Source organism: Acinetobacter sp. YH16040_T, from assembly GCF_024605785.1.
Classification (GTDB): domain Bacteria; phylum Pseudomonadota; class Gammaproteobacteria; order Pseudomonadales; family Moraxellaceae; genus Acinetobacter; species Acinetobacter amyesii.
On record NZ_CP094541.1, the window covers coordinates 2010012 to 2033606 of the forward strand.

Annotated in this window: 26 protein-coding genes; 6 read left to right on the forward strand and 20 right to left on the reverse strand. The window is 40.0% G+C overall.

Annotation, left to right across the window (positions count from 1 at the left end):
* Nucleotides 1–48 precede the first annotated feature (48 nt).
* Nucleotides 49–873, reverse strand: coding sequence for a protein kinase (locus MST16_RS09870; RefSeq protein WP_180010342.1), 825 nt, complete (start codon nt 871–873; stop codon nt 49–51).
* The gene (locus tag MST16_RS09875; RefSeq protein WP_180010341.1) at nt 851–2362 is read right to left on the reverse strand and encodes a DUF3336 domain-containing protein; all 1512 of its coding nucleotides are present in this window, start codon (nt 2360–2362) and stop codon (nt 851–853) included. Before MST16_RS09875 ends, MST16_RS09870 begins: the two co-directional genes overlap by 23 nt.
* A 189-nt stretch (nt 2363–2551) precedes the next feature.
* On the opposite strand from MST16_RS09875, the gene MST16_RS09880 reads away from it, so the two are divergent.
* Nucleotides 2552–3430, forward strand: coding sequence for an ATP-binding protein (locus MST16_RS09880; RefSeq protein ID WP_180010340.1), 879 nt, complete (start codon nt 2552–2554; stop codon nt 3428–3430).
* A 249-nt stretch (nt 3431–3679) separates the two neighbouring features.
* Here the strand turns inward: MST16_RS09880 and MST16_RS09885 are convergent, their stop codons facing one another.
* A complete protein-coding gene (locus MST16_RS09885) occupies nt 3680–4069 on the reverse strand; it encodes a hypothetical protein (RefSeq protein ID WP_180010339.1) in 390 nt (129 codons plus the stop codon).
* A gap of 132 nt (nt 4070–4201) precedes the next feature.
* Nucleotides 4202–5218 carry a tRNA (adenosine(37)-N6)-threonylcarbamoyltransferase complex transferase subunit TsaD gene (tsaD, locus tag MST16_RS09890; RefSeq protein WP_180010338.1) on the reverse strand — a complete coding sequence of 339 codons (1017 nt, stop codon included), beginning with the start codon at nt 5216–5218 and terminating at the stop codon, nt 4202–4204.
* 146 nt (nt 5219–5364) lie between these two features.
* Here tsaD and rpsU point away from each other — a divergent pair, with 146 nt between their 5' ends.
* Nucleotides 5365–5580: a 30S ribosomal protein S21 gene (gene rpsU, locus MST16_RS09895; RefSeq protein WP_001136722.1), complete on the forward strand. Its 216-nt coding sequence runs from the start codon at nt 5365–5367 to the stop codon at nt 5578–5580.
* Nucleotides 5581–5619: 39 nt separating this feature from the next.
* Nucleotides 5620–6066: a GatB/YqeY domain-containing protein gene (locus MST16_RS09900; protein ID WP_180010337.1), complete on the forward strand. Its 447-nt coding sequence runs from the start codon at nt 5620–5622 to the stop codon at nt 6064–6066.
* A gap of 103 nt (nt 6067–6169) precedes the next feature.
* Here MST16_RS09900 and MST16_RS09905 read toward each other — a convergent pair whose 3' ends face one another.
* The 14 genes from MST16_RS09905 to MST16_RS09970 form a co-directional block, all read right to left on the reverse strand.
* Nucleotides 6170–6727 carry a GNAT family N-acetyltransferase gene (locus tag MST16_RS09905; protein ID WP_180007304.1) on the reverse strand — a complete coding sequence of 186 codons (558 nt, stop codon included), beginning with the start codon at nt 6725–6727 and terminating at the stop codon, nt 6170–6172.
* Nucleotides 6728–6773: 46 nt separating this feature from the next.
* On the reverse strand, nt 6774–7133 hold the full coding sequence (locus tag MST16_RS09910) for a hypothetical protein (RefSeq protein WP_111885700.1): 360 nt from the start codon (nt 7131–7133) through the stop codon (nt 6774–6776).
* A 121-nt stretch (nt 7134–7254) separates the two neighbouring features.
* Complete coding sequence (locus tag MST16_RS09915; protein WP_180010336.1) at nt 7255–8694, reverse strand: M48 family metalloprotease; 1440 nt, start codon at nt 8692–8694, stop codon at nt 7255–7257.
* An 85-nt stretch (nt 8695–8779) separates the two neighbouring features.
* Nucleotides 8780–9751 (reverse strand): D-glycerate dehydrogenase, encoded by a 972-nt coding sequence (locus tag MST16_RS09920; protein ID WP_180010335.1) that lies wholly within the window; start codon nt 9749–9751, stop codon nt 8780–8782.
* A gap of 20 nt (nt 9752–9771) precedes the next feature.
* Nucleotides 9772–10419, reverse strand: a complete 648-nt coding sequence (locus tag MST16_RS09925) for a hypothetical protein (RefSeq protein WP_180007307.1) — start codon at nt 10417–10419, stop codon at nt 9772–9774.
* 174 nt (nt 10420–10593) lie between these two features.
* A complete protein-coding gene (locus MST16_RS09930; RefSeq protein ID WP_180003010.1) occupies nt 10594–12483 on the reverse strand; it encodes a M48 family metalloprotease in 1890 nt (629 codons plus the stop codon).
* Nucleotides 12484–12574: 91 nt separating this feature from the next.
* Complete coding sequence (gene purF, locus MST16_RS09935; RefSeq protein WP_078193623.1) at nt 12575–14113, reverse strand: amidophosphoribosyltransferase; 1539 nt, start codon at nt 14111–14113, stop codon at nt 12575–12577.
* Nucleotides 14114–14137: 24 nt separating this feature from the next.
* On the reverse strand, nt 14138–14725 hold the full coding sequence (locus tag MST16_RS09940) for a CvpA family protein (protein ID WP_180010333.1): 588 nt from the start codon (nt 14723–14725) through the stop codon (nt 14138–14140).
* A gap of 5 nt (nt 14726–14730) precedes the next feature.
* Nucleotides 14731–15732: a quinone-dependent dihydroorotate dehydrogenase gene (locus MST16_RS09945; RefSeq protein ID WP_180010332.1), complete on the reverse strand. Its 1002-nt coding sequence runs from the start codon at nt 15730–15732 to the stop codon at nt 14731–14733.
* A 90-nt stretch (nt 15733–15822) separates the two neighbouring features.
* Nucleotides 15823–16302 (reverse strand): type II secretion system protein GspM, encoded by a 480-nt coding sequence (gene gspM / locus MST16_RS09950; RefSeq protein WP_168378926.1) that lies wholly within the window; start codon nt 16300–16302, stop codon nt 15823–15825.
* The gene (gspL, locus tag MST16_RS09955; RefSeq protein WP_180010331.1) at nt 16302–17441 is read right to left on the reverse strand and encodes a type II secretion system protein GspL; all 1140 of its coding nucleotides are present in this window, start codon (nt 17439–17441) and stop codon (nt 16302–16304) included. The genes gspM and gspL overlap by 1 nt, the downstream gene beginning before the upstream one ends.
* A 27-nt stretch (nt 17442–17468) precedes the next feature.
* A complete protein-coding gene (locus tag MST16_RS09960) occupies nt 17469–17924 on the reverse strand; it encodes a histidine phosphatase family protein (RefSeq protein WP_078193626.1) in 456 nt (151 codons plus the stop codon).
* A 79-nt stretch (nt 17925–18003) separates the two neighbouring features.
* Complete coding sequence (locus MST16_RS09965) at nt 18004–19077, reverse strand: NAD(P)H-dependent glycerol-3-phosphate dehydrogenase (RefSeq protein ID WP_180010330.1); 1074 nt, start codon at nt 19075–19077, stop codon at nt 18004–18006.
* Nucleotides 19078–19137: 60 nt separating this feature from the next.
* Nucleotides 19138–19728, reverse strand: coding sequence for a nitroreductase family protein (locus MST16_RS09970; protein WP_171525909.1), 591 nt, complete (start codon nt 19726–19728; stop codon nt 19138–19140).
* A 212-nt stretch (nt 19729–19940) separates the two neighbouring features.
* On the opposite strand from MST16_RS09970, the gene MST16_RS09975 reads away from it, so the two are divergent.
* Entirely contained in the window at nt 19941–20330 is a 390-nt protein-coding gene (locus MST16_RS09975; RefSeq protein WP_078188876.1) for a hypothetical protein, read from the forward strand.
* 129 nt (nt 20331–20459) lie between these two features.
* Here the strand turns inward: MST16_RS09975 and rhlB are convergent, their stop codons facing one another.
* Nucleotides 20460–21611 (reverse strand): ATP-dependent RNA helicase RhlB, encoded by a 1152-nt coding sequence (rhlB, locus tag MST16_RS09980; RefSeq protein WP_180003018.1) that lies wholly within the window; start codon nt 21609–21611, stop codon nt 20460–20462.
* 99 nt (nt 21612–21710) lie between these two features.
* A complete protein-coding gene (locus MST16_RS09985) occupies nt 21711–21923 on the reverse strand; it encodes a cold-shock protein (RefSeq protein WP_005014923.1) in 213 nt (70 codons plus the stop codon).
* A 415-nt stretch (nt 21924–22338) separates the two neighbouring features.
* Between MST16_RS09985 and MST16_RS09990 the strand changes: the two genes are divergently transcribed.
* Nucleotides 22339–22533 (forward strand): sulfurtransferase TusA family protein, encoded by a 195-nt coding sequence (locus tag MST16_RS09990; protein WP_168378952.1) that lies wholly within the window; start codon nt 22339–22341, stop codon nt 22531–22533.
* 143 nt (nt 22534–22676) lie between these two features.
* Complete coding sequence (gene rpoH / locus MST16_RS09995) at nt 22677–23546, forward strand: RNA polymerase sigma factor RpoH (RefSeq protein ID WP_078188879.1); 870 nt, start codon at nt 22677–22679, stop codon at nt 23544–23546.
* Nucleotides 23547–23595 lie beyond the last annotated feature (49 nt).

The window sequence follows — 23595 nt, forward strand, 5'->3', positions numbered from 1 at the left end:
ATCTTGTTTGTTTAAATAAAAAACAATAGTGCTTTTTTTGTATTTTTCTTAAGCAAATTCAGCAACTAAGTCGCTTTTTAAGCGATAAAAATCCACCAATCTGTCATTTTTTTGCTTCATCAACATGTGTTGCAATAGCTGAGTAAACCCTTGATATTGCATTGGCAGATCAAGCTTTAAGCGTTGGCAATGTAAATAAGCCCAATCTTCATAGTTTTTCGCCTCTAAACGCTGTGATGTCAGCCATTCCAAGAAAATAATCCCCAAAGCATAGATATCACTATGCAAAGATTTCGCTTGTCCATGGAAAAGTTCGGGAGCCATATAACGTGGTGTCGCAGTTAAGGCATCTAACTGATCAAATTCTAAAGGTAGCGCTTGCTCAAAATCGATGAGTCTGCACTGCCCTTGCCAATCCACAAAATGCTCTTGTTTTAAATCTGCATGTATCCAACCGTGCAAGCTTAATCGTTCAACCACATCGAGTGCTTGCCATAGCACTTGCCTCACCTGCTCAATGCTCAAATTCGATGCAGGCTGTACGAACCAAGGCTCAGCATTCGGCAATATTAATAGTTGGTCAATAGACTCTTGCTGAATACTGAGATGCGACTGTTTTATCACTTGAAAAGGTAGCGTGATGCTGTTTTGTGTAGACGCTTGATTGAATAGCTGGTACAGCTCAATTTCTCGACCAAAACTAGCTACATGTTCAGGGCTGCTGTCACTGACTTGTGCCTTGAGCCAATAACGTTGTTGGTAAAATTGAAATTGATATAGACGACGGCCAAAGACCAAACTTTTAGATTTGGTTTTTGGCTCATAAATGATTTGCGTTAAATCTGTGGACTTAAACTGCAATAAACTCTGCATGTCGTTGACTGGGTTCATTTTGATAATTTAATAATTCCAAACAATGCTGAATGGTCTTACCGATGCGGGCTTGCGTTTCGATTAATGAAATTTTCGGCCATGTGGCTCTTTCACCTTCACGCTGCAAGACCTTAAACAGATAAGGTCGCGGATTTTGCAACATATAACTATAGTGTCTTAAGCCATATTTCCCAACAATATTGACATCACCATAATAACGCTGATCCACCACACCATAACCATGATCAAGCAAACGTCTTACAGGTGGGATACTTCCTGCACGCTCACGGGCAAAATCCATCACCCCTTTACTAATCACCTTACCTTGACGACGAACGATCCGCTCAGGCCAACTCAACATGCTTTTACGAAAGCGTGAAGCATCATCCTGCATAAACGGCACAATATGCGGATTGACCTGACTAGCGATACTGTAATTAATATTATACAAACGCGCCATTTTCTCCTGTGGGAAATCACTGCGCACACTGCCATCCACCCAACGCGTTGCCGACATATATGGCGTAAATTGCCCGTCATAACGCTTACTGGTCAGTCGTACCGGTGGAAATAGAATGGGCACTGCACAAGATGCCAACACTGCACTCCAAACCAACAAATCGGGTGATGTATACGCATTCATAATTCGTGCATCTTGGGATGCATCATAAGGCGCAACTGCCACATTGATATGCAGACCAGATTGCTTATAAGCTTCGGCAAAAGTTAAGTCACCTAAGTTTTCAACCAAAAACTTTTTCAGATATTTTACATCTGCCAAACCGCCATTACCCTGCACTAACTCAGTCAATTTACGAAAATGAAATGCCTCACTAAAGAAATTTTGTCCGTTTAATAAATTGGTAAACTCTGACGGTTTAGATACACCCAACATCCCGGTCATAATTGCGCCAGCACTGGAACCAGACAGAACTTTTGGCATCAAATCTTGTTCCATCAGTGCTTTACACACACCGGTATGAAACAAACCTAAAGTTGAACCGCCTGAAAACATCAAAACAGGTTGACCATAGGCTTTTTGGCTTTGTTCAAAGAATTCAATTTTTTGTGCAGCATCAAGACAAACGCATTCTTCAGATGTGATAAATGCCAAACTTTTACTCACCTCATCAACATAGTCTTCAATAATTTTTTTGGTGCCGACGTAGGCTTCTGTAAACAGTAAAGGATGAGCAATATTGCCAACATCATAAGTTAAACCTTCACTTAAAATGTACATCAAATCTCGAGTACGTTTCTGAGCACGATATCGTCTCAGTAACCCTAAACGATGAGTAATAATTTCTGCATCAAAATACGGTGAACTATTATCGAATTTCCATTCTTGCGCACCCGATTCTTCATCTATTTTAAGTGCGATATCTTTCCATTCTTCATAACATTCAGCACGGTCGAGCTGACGCTTTAATTTTTTTATCCGATATGCCTGATGTGGATTAATACTTTTTGAAAACCCTGTAAACAACATGACTATCCCTCAGCACACTTTAAACTGTTCACTCAGCTAGATTTATAACAACTTTTTGGTTATTCGAATAGCGCTGATCTGCCAGAACAATCATTTAACTTTGACATATTTAGGCGATTATAACTGCATTATTGATGTACACTGCTGTCATATACTAACCAACAACAAGACACGACAAGCTGACTTATCATGGCTACAATTGATTTACCTGACAACATCCTTCAATCACTATCTACTGTACTCTTACAACTACAGCACAGTTTGCCTGAGCTTAAACAAGCACCCGATTTTTCGAGTATCGCTTTTAAATGGCAAGATAAACAGCTTAAAGCCATTCAACAGCCCAAAGTCATGTATTTAGAAGATTTAAAAGGAATTGAGCGTCAAAAAGAAAAAGTGATTCAAAACACTTTACAGTTTTTAAAAGGCTTACCTGCCAACGATGTTTTACTCACTGGCTCTCGTGGTACAGGTAAATCATCCATCGTCCGTGCTCTGCTCACCCATTATGCAGACCAAGGTTTACGTTTAATTGAAATTGAGCGTGATGATTTATCTGATTTGCCAGAAATCCAAAAGTTGATTGAACATCGCCCTGAAAAATTTATCGTATATTGTGATGATTTGGCATTCAATGCTGAAGATGAAAACTATCGCAGTTTAAAAAGTGTTTTAGATGGTTCATTACAATCAGGTTCGAGTAATTTTATTATTTATGCTACCAGTAACCGTCGTCATTTATTGCCAGAATTCATGCATGAAAACACACCTGTAACCAAGGTAGATGTGCCTCAATATACTGAGCTCCATCCACAAGAAGCGATCGAAGAAAAAATATCTCTTTCTGACCGCTTTGGGATGTGGCTGTCGTTTTACCCAATGGATCAAAATTTATATCTCGAAATTGTGGAACACTATCTTGCCAAGGCTGATTTAGCCATGACCAGCGAAGTTCGTGCTGAAGCCTTAAGATGGTGTCAGTCTCGTGGGCAGCGTTCAGGCCGTGCTGCTTATCAGTTTTCAAAGCATTGGATTGGGTCTGAAAATCTAAAGGCTTTGGAAAAATAACGTCTACAATATTTTTATGATCTGAAAATATAAGTTCTGCAAAGCCAGTCAGATTATTTCAAAAAAAGCAGCCACATCCTCGTTGGCTGCTTTTAAATGCTAATCTAAGAATTTAGCAAACTCGATTCAAACTCTTGATTAAATCAATTGCTTGAAAATCATTAAGAACACACCGCTTATGGCGCTAAATTGAGTTGAGCGATTCACATATAAGGTTCTGATGCCTAATATTTTGAGTTTATAATTGCGCTATGCTTGTGAAAAACATATATCAATTACACTTATATTTTCCTTTAAATTAACTTTAATCATATTTGTATCTTCAAAAGTTGAATCAAAAATTTGCTTTTCATTTTTTAAGACTTTGAATTTCCCAATTGAGGTTGCTTTTGATACGTCATTTTTCAAGACATCTATTTGAATTTGTTCTTCATTTTCAGATTTTGCTGATACAGTAAATTTCAATGCACTTGTTGGAATACCACGTAAATTAAAATGCTGATTTACAATTTCCTTTAACAATGTCTGACATTCAACAGAGTTCTTAAAAGTACTCTTTAGCTCAGTTGCTGTTTCTTGTTTCGTACTACAAGCAGACAAAGAAATAACCATAAATCCTAGTGCTAATAATTTATTCATCTTTAATTTTTTTAGTTAAGTTTAAAACTTAGCATAACAAAAGACTCAGATAGATGAACATAACATTCACTATAATTTTTTTTCATTTCCCCAAAAAAAAGAGGCTAATTTAGCCTCCTTTTTAACCGATTTTTACGCTTCGTTTGGATTACTTAATTCCGTCATCGGCCAACGCGGTGTAGTCGTAACAGACAAACCATCATGCTGACCCGCTTTTAAACGCTGATAACCAGCAAACGCAATCATTGCACCATTATCTGTACAAAGCGCAGGTTCTGCATAAAACACATTTGCACGGATTTTTGCCAAGTCAGCTTCTAAGCGCTCACGTAAACGTTTGTTCGCACTTACACCACCGGCAATAACTAAACGTTTTAAACCGGTTTGTTTTAAGGCTTTAACTGATTTTTTCACCAATGTATCAACCAACGCTTCTTGGAAAGATGCAGCGATATCCGCCTCACGACCTTCGCCTTCAACTTTTTTCAATTGAACTGAAACGGCAGTTTTTAAACCACTAAATGAAAAATCTAAGCCTTGGTGTAGCATTGGACGTGGAAATTCAAAGGCATTGATGTCGCCATTCATCGCCAATTTCGAAATATTTGGACCACCTGGGTATGGTAGCCCCATCATTTTAGCGACTTTATCGAATGCCTCACCTGCTGCATCATCAATCGACTCACCCAATAATTCATATTGACCGATTCCATAAGCAGCCATCAATTGAGTATGTCCGCCAGAGACTAAAAGTGCCACAAATGGAAATTCTGGTGGAGTTTTAGACAACAAAGGCGCCAACATATGACCTTCCATATGATGCACGCCAATAGCAGGTTTATTCAGTGCAAATGCCAATGTGCGACCAAACAATGCGCCAGTCATTAAGGCACCCATCAAGCCCGGTCCGCGGGTATATGCAATGGCATCAATTTCAGATTTATCTATCTGACTTTCTTCAAGCAATTGTTTTATTAGAGGAATTAACTTGCGCACATGATCACGTGAAGCTAATTCAGGTACCACACCACCATATTCTGCATGCAGTTTGATTTGGCTATACAATACTTGTCCGCGTAATCCTTGCTCACTATCGTAGAGTGCGAGTCCTGTTTCATCACACGAAGTTTCCAAGCCTAAAACGATCATTAAACTGCCTTTTGCCCATTTCAAAATATTGCGAAACCTATTATAGACTTGTGATATGAGATGTAAATGAGTAAAATACTGACCTTCACTTGTGATCAAGGGTAATTCGACCCGAGATCTTATCCATAACTTAATGAGGATTCTTCATGCCACAAGTTAAATTGAAAGAAGGCGAACCAGTAGACGTAGCTATCCGTCGTTTCAAACGTTCATGCGAAAAAGCAGGTGTTCTTGCTGACGTTCGTAAACGTGAATTCTACGAAAAACCAACTCAAGAACGTAAACGTAAAAAAGCTGCTGCTGTTAAACGCTACCAAAAGAAATTGGCTCGCGAATCAGTACGTACTACTCGCCTTTACTAAGATTAATTTGTGATTGATTGACTAACCTGGACAAGATAAATGACTACTTTAAAAAACCAAATAACTGAAGTTTTGAAAGCAACAATGCGTGCTAAAGAAATGGATAAGTTAACGGTAATACGTAGTCTACAGGCAGCAATCAAGCAAATCGAAGTCGATGAGCGCATAGAGCTTGACGATAACCAAGTTCTTGCGGTCATTGAAAAGCAAATCAAACAACGCAAAGAATCGGTTAAAGCCTTTTTAGGTGCAAACCGAGATGATTTAGCTAGTAAGGAACAAGCCGAGATTGAGGTGTTATCTCAATTTCTACCAGAAGCTATGACTGAGGAAGAACTTGATTCCATCATTGCGCAAACAATTACTGCGCAAGAAGCTACTAGCATGAAAGATATGGGTAAGGTGATGAACTCTCTACGTCCGCTCATAGCCGGACGTGCCGATCCTGCACAAGTTTCAGCTAAAATTAAAGCGAAACTCTCTTAATCTTTCATCTATATTGTTTGATTTGGTCTATTTAAGTACGCTAATGACTTAAATAGCCAAATTATCCAAATTCAAATTTATTCATCATTTATAATTTTCTTTCTTATCTAACGATTTCATACTTACAAATATCTCGCCAACTTCCATCTACTGGATTTTGAATTGCAGCTTGTTCGATTTCAATCAATTTAAAATTTGCTCGTTCACATAGACGTCGTGCTTGCTTGTTTTCTACATCTACAAAAGCGTTTAATTGCTGAAATCCTAGATCATTCAATAATTGATCCACAAATAACTGCAAAGCTTCTGTCATCAAACCCTGCCCTTTAAATTCAACATTTCCCCAAAACCCAACGTTAGCTTGGTTTTCCATCCAATTGATTTGATGAATATCCATGACACCTAGAAAGTTATGCGACTGTTGCTCACGAATCACATAAACAAAATTTTCCTGATTTAACGCAGCCAACACTCTCGAATCACAAAATGCCAATGAAGCATCTAAATTAGGTTCTTGTAAGGACCAAGCCAAACTTGCAGGAAACATTCGTAAGGTCTCTATACTTTGACAGATCGCTTCATAAAGTGCTTTTGCATCGTGACGCTGAATCAACTGAAGCGTGATTCTGCCATGACTTATATCAAAATCATCGAGTTTCATTTTTTTCAGTTTCTCGCAATGATTTAAAATGTTTGTAAAACCAATTTTAATTTAGGGCACACTGCACATTATATTTTTTTAATAATTGCATCTCTTTTGATGCGATCACCTGCTGAATCACATCCTGCTTATTCATATTACGGTACTCACGATCTAAAAATGCACGATTTTCGTCTGCAGCACGATATAGATCATTTACATAAGTCTGAACAATACCGCAGTATTTCACTTGCTGGTCTGCTTTAAATCCCTGTTGCTGCGGATCTAACTGACTAAAAAATTGGCGTACATCGGTTTTATATTTTTCGTTAATATCATTCACAGCAATCACATATTGTTCTGCGCTAGCTGCTGCAATATTCGTTGCTAAACCCAACAGACAGGCCGCCAAAATCATATTTTTCACTTGTAAGTTCTTAATCATAAACATTTTACATCCAGCTAGTTTACACTGATTAATCTAAACCACTAAAACTACAATTTGCACTTTATAATCGACATAGATAAGTGCATCACATTTGAAATCTTTATATTTTTAATTTCCGTTCAATTTGCATTTCGTCTACACGTTGCTTGATTTTCGCAGCAAGACTTTTCGAGTCTTTGGCGATGCGCTGCGCCTGTAGCAAAGATTTAATCGCGCGCTCTTCATCCCCACCCCAATACTCTACTTCAGCTCGATATCGCAGCACATTGACCGAACGGAAGCTTGCATCTTTGTCTGCATCAGCCATTTGCAACATCAGTCGCCAACCACTCAAGTCACGCGGATTTGCTTGTAAAAATCGCTGTAGAATCAGTTGTGCTTGCGTATATTCTTTGTTTCGAATCAAAGCCTCTGCATATTTATAATTTAATGCCCGATTTTCAGGCATGATGATTGCCGAACTTTTCACAGCGTTCACGGCAGCGGCCGCTTTGTTTTGACCCAACAGCACATCGGTCTGTAAAATAATAAAAAGTGCATGCGATGAATTTTGTTTTGCCGCTTCATTTAATAACTTTTGAGCAGCACTAAAGTCACCTTGTTTAATATGTAAGCTCACTAAAGCCAACTCAGCTGCATAATTCTTTTGCGCCACCATCGCATTTAATTGCAATTCAGTTGCCTGACCTGACAGTACTCGACTATACCAACGCAGAATTTCAAAATCTTGATCAACCAAACTGGTTTTAACTTGAGGCAACTGATTGGCGCGTAAGCGCGCTTCGCTCATACGCTCCGTGGTTAATGGATGCGTCAACCAAAAATCAGGCAGAAAGCTCACTCGACTCGTAGAACGATGCATCACTTCAAAGAAGTCAGCCATGCTCTGCGGATTGTATCCAGCACGATACATATACTGCATCCCGATACGGTCTGCTTCACGTTCTTGGTTGCGGCTATAGGTTAATTGCTTATCCATCAAAGCGGCTTGTGAGCCCATCATTACAGCCGCACCGACATCACCATCTGCCTGTGAGGCCACTAAGGCTCCGACCAAAATACCGGCTAGTGACAATAAACCTTGCCCTTTAAAGGCTTCTTGTGAACGACTGTAATGACGTTGTGATACATGTGCAATTTCATGCGCCATCACCCCTGCCACTTCATCCATGTTGCGTGCTGAATTAATTAATCCCGCATTTAATGCAAATAAACCACCCGGTACAGCAAAAGCATTAATTTGTGGATCATTAATTAATAACAATCCGACCGGTTGATTAAGTTGAGTTTGGCTCAAAATATGCGTAAAGACAGATAAAAGACGATCTTCCATCCACGGATTTTCAGTCACAGGAAGTTGACGATGCACCTCACGATACACCTTCTCGCCAATGGCACGCTCTTTTTGTTGATCCAACAAGCCGACGCCACTACCAATTTCAGGCACAGAAAATTGTGGGGATGAACTAAAATCTACGGACTGCGTCTGCGCCAATGTCGAACAAAGCCCGAGACCACATGCCAGTAAAATCTTTTTCAAAGTCTATTCTCTAAATTTCATATTCGTACTTCATCGAATATAGCATTGAATTTTGGTGAATTATGGAGAAAACTGTTGTGATTGTTTATTCAAATTTTGGATTAACCACATAGCGTGGCGCGCGCTCATGTACCAAAACATCCACTAAATTTTGATAAGCCAACTCTGCCATACGTTTACGGGTTGCCGCTGTTGCTGAACCCACATGGGGTAATGTCACGACATTGGCTAATGTAAATAATGGGGATTCTTGAAGTGGCTCTTGCTCATACACATCTAAGCCTGCTGCAAAAATTTGACCACGACTTAATGCATCGATTAATGCGGCTTCATCAATCACTGAACCCCGTGAAATATTGACCAATACCGCATGCGATTGCATCAAGGCCAACTCACGTTCACCAATTAAAGCTTTGGATTCTGCATTTAAATCCACTGCAACGACCACAAAGTCAGCACGTTGCAACAAATCATCCAAATCGCAATATTGCGCTGATAAAGATTCAGCCAATTCAATTTTTTCCCGGCGATTATGATAGAGCACATTCATATTAAAGCCGTAGCGAGCACGACGCCCAATCGCTGCTCCAATATGTCCTAAGCCAATAATTCCGATGGTTTTAGCAAAGACATCCATGCCAAATTGCTCAGGGCCCACTGTACGCTTCCACTGCCCTTGTTTGGTCCATTGATCCAATACAGGCACTTTCCGTGCTGCACTCATCAGCAAGGTAAAGGCTAAATCTGCTGTAGTTTCCGTCAATACATGCGGAGTATGGCTCAACCATATATTTTTTTGGTTTAAAAATGTAAGATCATAGTTATCATAACCGACACTTACACTTGAGATGACTTTTAATTGTGATGCATGCTCTAAATTCGAAGCATTCAACAAACGTCCCGCACCGATCATGGCGTCAGCATCTTTTGAATGCTCAAGAATTTGCTGATTCACATCACCCAATTTAGGGCTAATTTGGAAAACTTTAAATTGCTGTTCTAAACGTTGAATTATTTCTTGATCTATTTGACTAAAAACCACTACTTTTTTTTGCATAAATTTTCCATTTACGTAATTTAAGTATTTTGTCCTGCCTTATTTTGCATAAATTGCCATAAGCGTTTTTTCAATAAAGGCTGTTCAATCATTTGCTGTAAAGATGCCAATGGATACACCTTCGCATGCTCTAAATGCGGAATATCGCCTAAGCAAATAACATTTTTATCCAAGCTCATCGCATCAATAAAGCCCTGCACATAAGATGCTGCACCACGACCATCTTGCAAATTCACCCAACCAAATGGCCACTGTAAAGCAAAGAAATCGGCACTGACTGCGCGCTGAATATTGCTCCACAAAACTTGCTGCTCTGCAGTTAATTCGGTGGCATCAATGACAATGACACAGTGCATTAAACAGATGGCTTCTAAGTTAAACGAAGGGATTTGAACAATCGGACGAACTTCAACATGTTCAAAAACCTTTGGTTCATCCTTAGGTGCTTCTACAGGTTGATTTACAACAACATCAACGTTGTTTTTAAGCTCAGTCTGTGATGAAACAGGCGTTGGCTGAGGCTCATTTTTGAGTAGAATTTCAGAGACTATTTCAGGAGCCGCCTGATCTCGCCAGATATTTGAGCTAAATTGCTGACACGGTGCCGCCTGAGGAATCCATACATCAATTCCCATTGCCGCCATTATGCTTCGCTGATGCCCAATCATGCTTTCATTTTCACCTATTCAAGGCTTGATATTCTAACGGGATTCACTCTGTTTTGCTGAACTTTTATAAATCAATTAGATCATACTATTTCTTTAAAGATTCTTTAGAATTGCTCAGACTAATTTTGACTTAAAATTAAACAATTTATTCATAAATCAAGCCGCTATAAATAATTATACGATCATCAAACTATTTTTCTTTTGCATTAGTTCAACTATCTCAGCTGATTCAAATCCAATACGCCAATATAGCAACTGCAAAACATCCAACTCATCTTGCGTGATAATTCGATCATTCCATAGACATACTTCTGCAACCCCAAGGATGCTTAAACGCTCACGCAGCAACAATCCTGAAATATCATTTAGGATTTCAGCCAAGTCTATTGGCTCATCAGAAATATCACGATAAAACTCTAGTTCTTCTTTCGTTAAGATTCGATTGAGGATTTTTTCACGTACTTCGAGTTGGTTATCACTGTTAATTTGTTGCACATGCAACAAGGCATCAATCAAACGCACAATACTCGGTTTTACATCTTCTAAAGATGTAGGTGTATGTGCAGGCAACAGATTTAACTCATATTTGACTGTTTCAAGTAGTAATGCATCGAGCAAACCAATTTCACCATCTTCCTGAATAATTTTGGCCAGCTTGGTTAAGAACTGCCGTGAAATTGTTGCTGGCATGGTACCAATATTTTTACATGCCTCATGAAAAATTGAGATATGCACACGACCATCAAGATTCAATAAGGCATCCACAATCGCACGACTCACTTCAGCTTCAGTCGGAATAAACTCTCGATACTGACGAATCATTAAAATAGCAACCATCACCTCACGCGAACCCGTTGCTGTTTGCAAGGCACGTTGGATCAATTCAGGCCGCTGCCAATTTTCACGAATCTCGGGGTTCAACGGTTTAATTGCATCTCGTATCGCAAAACTAATCGGTGACAAGCGCAGTAAAGGTAATGGTTGTGGCGAGTTCCATGGTGTTGCAACATCTGGATTAGCTTCTTCTAGTGAACGGAATAAATAAAATAGCGGTTGGTTTCGCAGTTTTTTTAAATTTTCTAGTTGTAAATCATGAATGAGCGCTGGATTTAATTCAAAAATGCGCTGTTCAATACTCGGATGAATATTCATCCAGTTTTGCGGACTGAGTGAGTTTGCAAAACACATATGAGAAATCGATTCCGCATATTCACTATGAATTTGCGAACCTGAATGATGCACATAAATCCTTAATAAGGTTTGAATATTGGCATCATTTTGAATCAGACGTTTGGTTTTCTGGTCATTACGATAGGTTCGAGAACCCAAAGAGATATATTTAATAAAGCGGGAAATCAATACACCCAAGCTTCCGATCAACCAAATGACCGCGCCAATCGCTACAAAGAGGGTTTCAAACTTATTGTCCCGTGCTTGTCCATTTTTATAGAAACCACGTTTTGCAATTTTACTACCCCACTGACTAAAGGTCGTCAAACCGCTATATAAGATTTTCAAACGGGTATTTTCCGCAGCTTCCCCTGACAAGATTTTATTAAATTCATGGCTCAGCAAACCATACATTTCCATCTCATCTAAGGTTTGTAAGGCACCCCAGGTTAAAATGATCGATGTATCTCGAGGGCTAAAACCTGCGGTGAGTGCATTTACACCCACTTCATCGGGTAAGACATAAAGTGCAGGAGTATCGATTAGAAAGGTATCTGCCAGCTGCTCAGTCATACGCAGTGCAACACTTTCTTCAGGAATACTTTCTATCAGACTCAGACGACGCGCACCCAACTGTTTAGCAAGTGAATAACCACCTAAGCGAAAGGTGTAAAAATCATAGAGAACTGAAACCAACATAATCAGCAGTACAGCAGCCACTAAAAATGGGCTAAGAACATGCCAATAGATAGACTGAGTGGAATCATAATAATCCACAATTAAACCGACAATTACATTAATAATTGCGACGGTCAAAAACACTGCCGCCATACACATGGTGACAGGCCAAAACATATTTTTGTTTTTTATAAAATCATAACCCACACGTCTCAATGTAATACCCTTAAGCTACATTGTCTTTTGTTTGCTCATCATAAATGAAAAAAGCGGGAAATTCCCGCTTTTTCAGTATGTTTTCAGCAGATTATTCTTCACGAACACCTGTTAAATCCACAGAAGCTGCATCAATGTTAACATCGATATAAGCTGGCTTTTCATTTTTTGCAGAGTCATTACGCTTACGCTCTAATGCTGCTAAATATTCAGCATCAATACCGCCTGCCACATATTTACCATCAAATACCGAGCAATCAAAGTCCTGTAACTCAGGGACTTTCTTGGTGCGTACTGCAGATTTCAAATCTTCCAAATCTTGGAAAATTAGGCGATCAGCACCAATGATTTCACGAATTTCTTCTACACTTCGTTCAGACGCAATCAGTTCAGATTTGGCTGGCATATCGATACCGTACACGTTTGGATATTTCACCATCGGTGCAGCAGACGCAAAGAATACTTTTTTCGCACCCGCGTCACGCGCCATTTGAATGATTTCGTTACAAGTCGTACCACGTACAATCGAGTCATCGACCAATAGTACGTTTTTGCCTTGGAACTCTAGCTCTACAGGGTTTAGCTTTTGACGCACAGATTTCTTACGAAGTTGCTGACCCGGCATAATGAAGGTACGACCGATATAACGGTTCTTCATGAAGCCTTCACGGAATTTCACACCTAAGGTATTTGCAAGCTCGAGCGCAGAAGTACGTGAAGTATCAGGAATTGGGATCACGACATCGATATCGTGCTCATCACCCCATTCACGTAGAATTTTCTGAGCAAGTTTTTCGCCCATTTTCAAACGTGCTTTGTAAACTGAAATACCGTCAATGGTTGCATCTGGACGCGCAAAATATACGTATTCAAAGATACAAGGACGATATTCAGGGGCTACTGCACACTGCTTGGTCGACATCACGCCATCAGCAGTAATATAAATTGCTTCACCCGGTGCAATATCACGCTCAACCTTAAAGCCGAGCGCTGTAATTGCGACAGATTCAGACGCAATGATATATTCCATACCATTTTCAGTCTCACGCGAACCGTAGATCAATGGGCGAATACCATTTGGATCACGGAAACCCACAAGGCCCTGACCGGTGATCATAGCAACAACCGCATAACCACCTTTGCAACGTTCATGCACACGTGAAACCACGTGGAATACATCTTCAGCGCTTGGTGTAAGTTTTGCGCGTTTTTGCAATTCGTGAGCAAATACGTTTAATAATACTTCTGAGTCTGAATCAGTGTTCATATGACGTAAGTCAGTCTTGAACAAGTCATCATGAATTTCAGCAGCATTGGTTAAGTTACCGTTATGTGCAAGCGTGATGCCATAAGGTGAGTTTACATAGAATGGCTGAGCTTCAGCACTGCTAGAAGAACCAGCAGTTGGGTAACGAACATGGCCAATACCATAATTACCCTGTAATGCACGCATATGACGTGTGTGGAACACATCACGTACCATACCCGTATCTTTACGCAGGAATAAACGACCATCCTGACAAGTTACGATCCCGGCTGCATCCTGTCCACGATGTTGTAACATCGTTAACGCATCAAACAACATTTGGTTAACAGGTGATTTACCAGCTATACCAACTACTCCACACATAGCAACCTCGCAGACAAGCTAGGGTTAATAAAAAGGATTATTTGTTGAATCACCCGATCCAGAACGTCCGTGCATGTTCTGTGAATCAGATGGGAGGTCTGAAGATTTCTGAGCATCTTCAGACTGAATATGATGAAGTGCTTGATTTGCAGCATCTTTGGACAATTCGGTTGCCCAAGGCGCGTATGGTAATAATGACTGAACCATTTTAGATTGTTTCCAATGTGGTGAACTTTCTACCCAAGGACCTAGTCCCTGCATAGTGATCAGCACCACCAACAATCCTTTTAAGCTTCCAAAAACACCACCCGCCAGTCGATTTAACGGACCGAGCTTTAATGTTTTCAAAATACTGTTCAATAACCATGTAGCGACCCAAGTCATGACTACAATCAACAATACAATAAATGCGAACGCGGCAATCTTTTGTACCACTGGATCTGTACTTAAAGATGTCATCGAAGGTGCAAGGACGGTTGCATACTTTGCCGCAATGACAAGTGCAAGAATCCATCCAATGAAGTTCGCAAAGGCTTTTACAAATCCTTGACGCAAACCGTTAAGCCCTCCAATGAGCAAAATAATCAGTATAAAGATATCAATGGTATTCATGATATTTACAATGCGTCTACGCAGTCTTTTACAAGTGTCGGACCTGTATATATGAGGCCACTATACACTTGTACAAGGCTTGCTCCTGCTTTTTGTTTCGCAACAGCATCCGCGCCCGACAAAATACCACCCACACCGATCAATGGAATTTGACCGTTTAATACTTTAGCAAAAGCCGCCAAACATGCCGTACTTTTTTCAAAGACTGGCGCGCCGGATAGACCACCAGCTTCATCACCAAATGGAAGGCCTTCAACACCTTCACGTGACAAAGTCGTATTGGTGACAATCAGACCATCAATTTTAAATTTTAACAATTGTTGTGCAATAAAATTAATGTCTTCTGGTTCTAGATCTGGTGCAACTTTAAGTACTAAGGGTACATAATGTTGATTTTCATCCGCCAACTCGAGTTGACGTTTCTTGAGCGTCTCTAACAGTTCAGTCAAAGCATCACCGCTTTGTAAGCTGCGAAGATTTTTTGTGTTAGGAGATGAAATATTAACCGTAATATAAGAAGCGTAGTTATAAACTTTTTCTAGACAAATCAGATAATCGTCAACTGCTTTTTCAACAGGTGTGACTGCATTTTTACCGATATTGATCCCAAGTACACCCTTAAATTTTGCAGCTTTGACATTTTCGATCAGCCGATCCACGCCATCGTTGTTAAAACCCATACGGTTAATAATGGCTTTTGCTTTCGGTAAACGAAATAAACGAGGTTCAGGGTTTCCTGATTGTGGAAGTGGTGTAATTGTACCAATTTCAATAAAGCCGAAGCCCTGGCTCGCCAGCGCATCGATATAAGCACCGTTTTTATCAAGACCGGCTGCTAAACCAACTGGATTCGGAAATTCGATTCCCATACATGTCACTGGTTTAGACGCCACGTTTTGACGCATCATTCCCATCTTGTGAGAAGATTTCAACAGCGATAATGTCAGCTCATGTGCACGCTCTGGTGCTAAAGTAAACAACAAAGGGCGGGCTAGAGAATACAACATATCTATAAAAGTCTACTGCTTTTTAAGTCGGCATATTATAGGCACAGCACAAATAAAACACCATGCTTAGCAGATCTTTATTTTTACCGATTATTGCACACTCGCTGTTAATTTGACCTGTCCCGCTTCAGAACTTAATTCCATCTTTTCAATACTTAAGCCCATTTGAACCAATTGCGTCAAAAAATTGGCCAGAATTGCATAATTTTCATGCATCACAGCAATCTGTATTTGCTCGCCGACTTGTTGAGATGCTACTGACAAGCCCTGTTGTTGCGATACACGCTGAACTTTTTCCAACGCGCTCAGTTGTGTATCACCTGCTGGTTTCATCGTGACAGCATTACTTTGCATCCAAACAACAGTATCCTTGAGTTCATTCACGCGCTTTTGTTGAAAATTTGCAGCTTTGTTCATATAAAACAGTGCCGAACCAATCGCTGCCACTACAACAAAAATCGTGGTAAAGATCACCATGACTCGTTCACGAGTAGAAAGTTGGTCTAAATAATCAGTGATGCGCTCAATTTGCCCATCTATACGTTGCTGTAGGTTTTCCATTTTTATCATTATTGTATTTTCACCAATCCAATCGCGCCGTTGGCACTTGGTTGAATATTCCCTAATTCAACTTTAAAACCTTGTTGTTTTAATTGATTGGTTAGGGTTTGCAGTACTTCTGCCGAATTGGCTTTTAGCTCCATATTTAACATCGAGGCTTCATAGCTCACACGATTTGCAGAAATTTGGTTTTGCATTAGAACAGGACCAACACGGCTCAGTAAGGACAGCGCCTGCGCATTGCCTGTTTGACTCTGACGCAATTGTGACTCGAACTGGCTTTTCAGCGTTTGTTCAGTGACAGGATAGCTTTGCCCAAACCAATATTTAAACTGATCAATCGCTTGTGCCGCAGTGATATTAGCCACTTTTTTGTATTGATACCAACGAACTGTATCATAGCTAAACTGTGTAATTAAAGCCGCGACCAAAACTGCTGCACATGCTTTCCAATAGCCACCCACACCACTATTGGCTTTGGCTTTCGGCAAAACATTGAGTGGATGTTGTTTCGGTTTTTTTATATTGGGTAGTTCATAATGAAAAGATTCAATGTGATCATGCGTTACAGCGGCTTCAAGACTATGCGTCTGATCTGAACTTAGATTTGAAATCTTATAGTTCGGCTGACCAATTTGATAATCTAAATACAATGCCAAATCATCAACAGACTGACCGACATATTCACTATTTCGGACCAATAAATGACCGCTGACATTTGCCAAAACATGTTGCCCTGCTTCTGGACTTGGCAAGACCAAAAAGTCAGGTAATAACGAAATAACTTTTACAGGAATTAGCGTCAAAGCATGCTGCATCGTTTCGACTGCACTATGTGCAATCCCCATGACCGTTAATTCATCTGGACTTTGAAAATGATGCAATACTTTCATTGCATCCAAAGGCAAAATGACATATTCCTCAAGTAAATATTTTACGCCGTCTGGGCCAAGTTTTTTATATTGGTTTTTTGGAAAATTTTGCTGAATGATTTGTACATCACGACTCGGAAAGAAAACAACCGCTTCCTTTCCCGCATGCGGCTGAATTTCCTGAATCAACTGTTCAAGTGTCGATGACTGCTTCCAGAAATCCCCTTCTGACCATTGCCAAACCCCATTGGCTTCGGGCATCCATAAATACAACATTAATTTTTCTGCCGTTTTAATTGGTTTTTATGTTGATGGTATAAACGTTTTAATTTGTGTCGATAACCCTGGAGCAATGACCGCTTGTTCATAAATACGCGCTTCTGCCAAAGCATAGGGATTAAAATATTCTGAGACCAAAACACTGGCCATATGTGCCACAACGTTCATATGGCACACCACAACAATAGACTCATACGGTAAATGTGACAACCATTCCACTGCAACTTTGGCATCATCTTCAGGTTTGATGGCATTACAAATAACCACAGGTACATGTGGAAAATGTTTTTGCAAAGATGAAAGTGTTTGCTGCGCCCGCAGTAGCGGACTCACCACAAAAACGTCTGGTTGAATTATATCTTTCAAATATGCTGCAGTTTCTGCCGCTTGAGTTTGTCCGCGCGCTGTTAAAGGACGCTTTTCATCATTCCCCATTACTGGCGGAGCAGCTTCGCCATGCCTAACCAATGTCAGTTGCATAAAATTTCCTTATTCTATTCCGCACATTATATACAGCCAGTATGACAAAGCTATGTGTATTGCATATTAATCAGCAAACTTAAACTTGCTGATGTGGCAAGACAAATTCAACGTCACTGCGATGTCCATTTTTCATCAATGACAAAGCAATGTTCAGGGCCGGCGCACCTTCAAAAATCACTTCATACAATGCACTGGTAATTGGCATATACACACCGAGCTCTTCAGAGCGTGCGCGTACTTGCACAATAGTATTAATCCCTTCCGCAGTTTGTCCTAGTTCTTTGGTCGCTTGTTCTAAGCTTTTACCACTGCCGAGTGCAAAACCGACTTGGTAATTACGACTGAGCGGACTACTACAAGTTGCAAATAAATCACCGACACCAGATAAACCTAGGAATGTTAATGGGTTTGCGCCTAATTTCACTGCAAAACGGCTCATTTCTGCCAAAGCACGTGTCAAAATCATACTCTTGGTATTTTCACCGACACCATAAGCCGCAGCTAGACCCATCGCGACTGCATAGATATTTTTCAGAGCACCGCCCAATTCCACGCCATGCACATCATCACTTGCAAATACACGGAATAATGCACTGTGCAGCGCTTGTTGAACAGCATAACGAACCAGTTCAGATTGGCTTGCAATCACAGTCCCCGCAGGTTGCCCCGCAACAATTTCCTTCGCCAAGTTTGGCCCTGAAAGCACACCATAAGGGACTTCAGGAAGTTCTTCACGAATAATATCGCTCATAAAGCTAAAGGTATTGGCTTCAATACCTTTGGTTAAAGACACCACTGCTTGTGACGTGATAAAAGGCTTGATCTGCTGTAAAACACTACGGAAAGAATGGCTCGGAATGGCTACCAAAATAATGTCACGATTACATACTGCTTCTTCTAAATCTGAAACAGCGAGCAAACCTGCTTCTAATTGAAAATCTGGCAAGTAACGTTTATTAATATGTGTTGCATTGATGTCCGCAGCTACCGCCTCATCACGAATCCATATCATGGTGTCACAGCCATTACGTACTGCAGTATTAGCCATCGCAGTACCAAAACTCCCACCACCCAGCACCGTAACACGCAGTGCAGTTTTTTGATCAACTGACACAGGGCTAACAAGACTTGCAAAATCAAGTTCTGACATTGTTCTTTTATCCTAATTTCTTTACTGATCGATCTTGTTCAATCGACCTATTTTTCACTTTTATTGGTTTGCTTTATGCCAATGGCTTACAAAGTCAGCAGACTGTATTTCAGCACGCGGTGGAATTGCTTTCACTGCTGTACCGATATAAATAATGCCTGAAATCAAATCGTTTTCCGTTAAGCCTAAGGCTTGTTTAAACAATTTAGATTCAACCACCGCCCCACTACGCCACATGGTTGAAAAGCCCTGTGCTTGTAAAGAGAGCAAAAAGTTTTGTACTGCTGCGCCTGAACTTAAAATTTGTTCGAAATGCGGAACTTTGGGATGATCTTGTAATTGAGTTAAAGCCAAAACCAAGAGTGGCGCACGAAATGGATGGTGTTTCACACGTTCCAACTGCGCTTCTTCTGTTTGTCCAGTATCGGCTAAAGCATGTGAAAGCAACTCACCAAATGCTTCACGTTCAGTTTCAGGAATAATCACGAAACGCGTAGGCTTAAGACGATGATGATCTGGCGCCGTTAAAGCGGCTTGAAACGCATTTTCCAATTGCTCAGCATTCGGCGCAGGTTCAATTAAATGACCAATCGACTGACGCTGATGAATATTTTGATGAACTGTATCAACTGCTGATTTTAGAATTGACATCTATACACTGTACTTTAAAACGTTTGCTCAAGATTAGCATATTCTCAATAACTTACTCTAGAATGTTTACGTCAGACTCGGTGCTTATTTGTTAAGTCAGCTTTATTCACAGATTTACTATAAAAAAACCGCATAACTTGTACAGCAGTTCCCTGTTCTATAAGAAATTTTATGTTCAAATAAATCAAATTATTTCTAACTCGGGGCACCGCATGAAAAAATTCAACAAAACTGTTGCCATTGTTAGCACGCTAAGCGCAACTGTGCTTTTAGCTGCATGTACATCTACGCCAACAAAATCTTTAGCGATTCAAAAACCAAATAATCAATATGAAGTGACCGCCGTAGGTAAAACCAGTTTAGCGGCAAAAAATAATGCAATTGCAGCTGCAAATAGTACCTGTGGTAAAAATGCGACCCCTGTCGTGGTAGATGAAAAGCAAGAATACAACGGTGTATTAAAAGGCGTGGTCGATGAAAAGACAGGTCAAATGATTCAGGCTGCGGCTGGCGTACTTGGCACCATTACAGGAAATAGCGGCAGTATCAGCAAAGATGATGATTACCAAACTGTACTGACCTTTAGTTGCCGTGCCAACTAAAACGTTAGTCTGTGATGTCGTTTTGTCATTAACTCAAAATGAAATTATCGTCATGAAATAATTGTTATGAAATAGTCGAGATGAAATAAAAAAAGCCTGCAAATCTGCAGGCTTTTTTTGAAGCAAAAATTAGCAATAACCGTCTAAACGGGTTAAAGGTAATTTTTGACCAATGGCTTTTTCAATTTCAGGTAGTGAAAAAGCATCATCTTCAGACAAGAAACTAATACTGACACCACGTGTTCCTGCACGACCTGTACGACCGATACGGTGTACATAATCATCAGACTGTTCAGGAAGTGTAAAGTTCACGACATGAGAAACGCCATCGACATGGATACCACGACCTGCAACGTCTGTTGCAATCATGATGTTATGTTGACCATTTTTAAACTGATCAAGCATTTTCAAACGCTTATCTTGAGCGATTTCACCTGACAACATCACCACTTTATAACCGTCTTTTTTGAGATGATCATAAAGTTTACGCACTTGATCACGACGGTTGGCAAAGATCATGACCTTTTCAATTGGTTCATCACGTAAGATGTCTTCCAATAATTTATATTTATCAGACTTCGCCACCATGTAGACACGTTGCTCTACATCTGCATTGGTTTTTTTCTCAGGTTCAATTTCAACAGTTACTGGTTCAAACAACCATTGCTGTGCCAAATTTAAAACATCATAACTAAATGTTGCAGAGAACATCAAAGTTTGTCGTTGTTCTTTACGTGGTGAAAAGCGCACGATACGTTTTACAGATGGGATAAAGCCCATATCTAATAAACGGTCAGCTTCATCAATCACTAAAAATTCAATTTGATCGAGCCAAACTTCTTTTTGTTCCACAAAGTCAATTAAGCGACCTGGGGTTGCAACCATAATGTCGACAAAATTACGATTTAATAGATTTTTTTGCTTATCAAAATCTACCCCACCGAGCAAAGTCATGACATTGAGATCAGTGTATTTCACTAATTCTTTAGCATCACTTTCAATTTGCAATGCAAGCTCACGGGTTGGTGCAAGAATCAATGCACGCGGTTCACCACGATAACGCTGTTCCTTAATTGGATTATTCAACAAGTCATTGATCACACTGACCAAGAAAGCCGCAGTCTTCCCAGTACCAGTTTGAGCACGACCAATAGCGTCATGTCCAGCCAATGTAAATTTTAAAACCTTTTGCTGAATAGGCGTCATATCCTTAAAACCTAAAGCATCAATGGCTTTTTTAAGGTTCGGATGTAAATTTAAGGTTTCAAAACCTGATGACATATAGATGTGCCCTAATTGAATAATCACAAAATTGCTGAAGCATTATAAACAAAAAACGCCCCAATTTACATTGGAGCGTTTTTGAGTACATTCAGACGATTAGTCTAAAGGTTGTACTTCTTCAGCTTGGAAGCCTTTTTGACCTTTAACAACGCTGAATTCTACGCGTTGGCCGTCACGAAGTGAACGGTGGCCTTCGCCCATAATTGCGCGGAAATGAACGAATACGTCGTCGCCGCCGTTACGTTGAATAAAGCCAAAGCCTTTAGTGTCGTTGAACCATTTAACAACGCCTTGTTCACGAGCTGTCATAAGTTAATCCTTATCGTATTTAAAAAAGAAGGACCACCCGGTGTTGCAAACAGCAGACCAAACAAGGTTAAAAAAAATATTTTTATTTCTAAGCTTGTAATCATTCTGTAAAACTATCAACAAAATCCCGGTTACATCCAAATATATCAAGAGTTAAGAGGCTTCACAGCCAACAAAAATCTTAACAACGCAACGAGCTTAACACGGGTTTACCGCAATTAATAGATTTTTTTGATCTATTTTCCTTTTGAATATTCTTATTTTTTCACATCGTTTGAGTTATAAATTACAGAGGATTTTTACCTATTTTAGGTTGGGATTTGGCACTGTATTTGCTAATATTTCCATTGAAATGTAAACATGTTGGATCTGCTTCGTGAGTGACAGCCAAAATTCGCTTTTAACTGTAGATGCAATGGGTAAACCCTGCCCGATGCCACTATTGATGCTCAAAAAAGCTTTAAAGAAAAGTCCAGACCAATCTTTATTGTTAATGTCATCGGATCCGCACAGCCAACAAGATGTATCACGATACTGTCAAATACATCAGTTAAACTGTGAAATGCGCAAAATTTCAGATTCTGAGTTTCATTACTTAATTGAATCTTAAAAAGATTCAGTTAAACTAAATTGCTTCATAATTGAATAAAAGTTTACATTTCTATACCCAATTTTCCATAATTTACGGAAATATTGGATTAAGATGAATCTTAGTTATTGGGCTTACCCATTTTTAGTTCTCAAGGAGAAAACATGAGTGACAGCAGCAATCAATTGATGCCCCTGTCATTATCGGCACCTGGGGTGAATCTTGGTGCTTATATTAGTACTGTTAATCAGATTCCAATTTTATCGGCCGAACAAGAAAAAGAGCTGGCCGAGCGTTATTATTACGACCAAGATTTAGACGCAGCTAAAATGCTGGTGATGTCGCATCTTCGTTTTGTTGTGCATATCGCACGTAGCTATGCAGGCTACGGCTTGCCACAAGGTGACCTGATTCAAGAAGGTAACTTGGGCTTAATGAAAGCGGTAAAACGTTTTGACCCAAATATGGGCGTACGTCTCGTATCTTTTGCTGTGCATTGGATTAAAGCAGAAATTCATGAATATGTGATTCGTAACTGGCGTATTGTCAAAATTGCGACCACTAAAGCGCAGCGTAAATTATTCTTTAATTTACGTAGCTTAAAAAAGTCATCTAAAAAATTAACTTTGGCTGAAGCACAGTCGATTGCCAATGACTTAAATGTGACACCTGAACAAGTCTTGGAAATGGAAGGCCGTTTAACCGCTTATGATGCTGCGTTTGAAGCTCAAGGTGATGACGACGATGAAGGTTCGACCCATGTCGCTCCTGCCCTTTATCTCGAAGATAACCGTTACGACCCTGCGCGTTTAGCGGAAGATGAAGACTACGAAGAACAAAGCACTTCAGCTTTACATGAAGCCATGGATCAGCTGGATGATCGTTCACGTAACATCTTACAACGTCGCTGGTTAGATGACGAAAAGTCGACACTGCATGAATTGGCGGCGGAATATAATGTATCTGCTGAACGTATTCGTCAGTTGGAAAAAAATGCGATGGAAAAAATTAAAGTCGCAATGTCTTCAAACTAAGTTGAAGACTTTTCCCAGTCATTCTAAAAAAGAGCATTTCGATGCTCTT